Source organism: Streptomyces sp. NPDC058964 (genome assembly GCF_042741275.1).
Taxonomy (GTDB): domain Bacteria; phylum Actinomycetota; class Actinomycetes; order Streptomycetales; family Streptomycetaceae; genus Streptomyces.
The window spans coordinates 1-1,452 of the sequence record NZ_JBHYKH010000959.1; the positions used below are offsets into that span (position 1 = coordinate 1).

3 protein-coding genes are annotated in these 1,452 nt (G+C 72.9%); all 3 read right to left on the reverse strand.

Annotated features, from left to right (window positions below):
* Positions 1-233: 233 nt before the first annotated feature.
* From ACFW2E_RS46810 to ACFW2E_RS46820, 3 genes are read right to left on the reverse strand one after another with little or no spacing between them, the layout of a single operon-like run.
* The gene (locus tag ACFW2E_RS46810) at positions 234-593 is read right to left on the reverse strand and encodes a DUF742 domain-containing protein (protein ID WP_384478253.1); all 360 of its coding nucleotides are present in this window, start codon (positions 591-593) and stop codon (positions 234-236) included.
* Between the two features lies 1 nt (position 594).
* On the reverse strand, positions 595-1,026 hold the full coding sequence (locus ACFW2E_RS46815; protein ID WP_384478256.1) for a roadblock/LC7 domain-containing protein: 432 nt from the start codon (positions 1,024-1,026) through the stop codon (positions 595-597).
* A 1-nt stretch (position 1,027) separates the two neighbouring features.
* Positions 1,028-1,321 carry a hypothetical protein gene (locus ACFW2E_RS46820; RefSeq protein ID WP_384478258.1) on the reverse strand — a complete coding sequence of 98 codons (294 nt, stop codon included), beginning with the start codon at positions 1,319-1,321 and terminating at the stop codon, positions 1,028-1,030.
* Between the last annotated feature and the right edge of the window lie 131 nt (positions 1,322-1,452).

Consider the following 1,452-nt stretch of genomic DNA (forward strand, 5'->3'; position numbering starts at 1 on the left):
GGCTCGGTTTTGTTTATAAGAGACAGGCCCACACCGACGCCCCCGGCTATCAGGATGTTGTGGGTGTGGGGCGCGGCGGCCGGCCCGGCGACGGCGCGGGGTGCCGTCCGGCGGATCTGGCTGACCATGAGTCGCGATGCCCTTTCGTCGCGGGTCGGCGGAGACGGGGAGGTGCCTCTTGCGGCGGCGGAGCCGGGGCTCGGCCGGCGGTTCCGGGGTCCGGCGGACCGGCTCTAGAGACGGCCGAGGCCGTCCCGGAGTTTCTGCAGCAGCTCCAGGTCCGGTTCGGCACCACAGACGGGATGCGGCGGGTGGGCCGTGATCCGGCCCGCCTCCAGCAGGTCGCAGAGCAGGATGACGACGACGCTCACGGGCAGGTCGAGGTGGGCGGCGAGCTCGGCGACGGCGATCGGCCGCGCACACCCTCTGAGGATCCGGGCATGCTCGGGCTGCAGCCGGCCCGCCCACTCGGGCTGCGGATCCACCGCCGTCACCGTCGTGATCAGGGTGAAGTCGGCGCGGCTGGGCCTGGTCCGCCCACCGGTCAGGGTGAACGGCCGCACGAGACGGCCCGCCGCGTCGCCTTCGCTCACCTCACTCGCCGCGTTCGGCGCCGGCGACGACACCCGCGCGCGGCGCCGCGCTGAGGTGCTCGCCGATCTTCTTCACCAGCATGTTCATCTGGTACGCCACCACACCCACGTCCGCGCCCTGGCCGGTCAGGACGACGAGATGGGCGCCGGGTCCGGCCGAGGTCAGGATCAGGTAGCTGTTGGCCATCTCGATGAGGGCCTGACGCACCGGGCCGCCGCGGAAGTCCATGCTGACGCCCTTGCTCAGGCTCATCAGGCCGGACGCTGTCGCCGCCAGGCGCTCGGCGTCGTCGCGCAGGAACCCGGTGGACTTGCTGACGACGAGTCCGTCCTCGGACAGGACGACGGCGTGGTTCACCTCGGCTACCCGGTCGACGAGTCCGGTGAGCAGCTGGTCGAGCTGGGTGTGCGTGGCAGGGGTGGGGCGGGTCATGTCAGCGTCCTTCATGAGCGGTCGGGGGGCGGAGTCGAGGAGCGGGATCCGGCTGCTCGGGTGGAGCCGGGAGCTCGGCTGCTGCGGGGACGGGTACCTCCGGATCCTTCGGAGCGGTTGTCTCTGCCTGGTCGTACTGCGGATCGGCGCCCTCGTCACGCGCCCGGAGCGTTCCGCGCTGGAAGCCGGCCAGTGAGGAGGCGGCCCGTTCCGGCGTGAAGTCGTCGGGGAAGCCGTCCTCCTCGGCCGGTGCCGAGTCCTCGCGCAGTTCGAGCGCCAGGCTCGACTGCGGCACACGGCGCGGCAGCGGCGTCGGAGCACGCGACGGGCCCGGGGGGCGGGTGGCCCCCGCCGCCCGGGGGGGGGCGCGGGGGGGGAGGGGGGTGTGGGGGGGGGTTTGTAACTAACTGTGCCCACCCGCGACTG

Coding starts and splice junctions, on each gene's coding strand:
- ACFW2E_RS46815 (WP_384478256.1), bottom strand. CDS start 1,026: ATGACCCGCCCCACCCCTGCCACGCACACCCAGCTCGACCAGCTGCTC.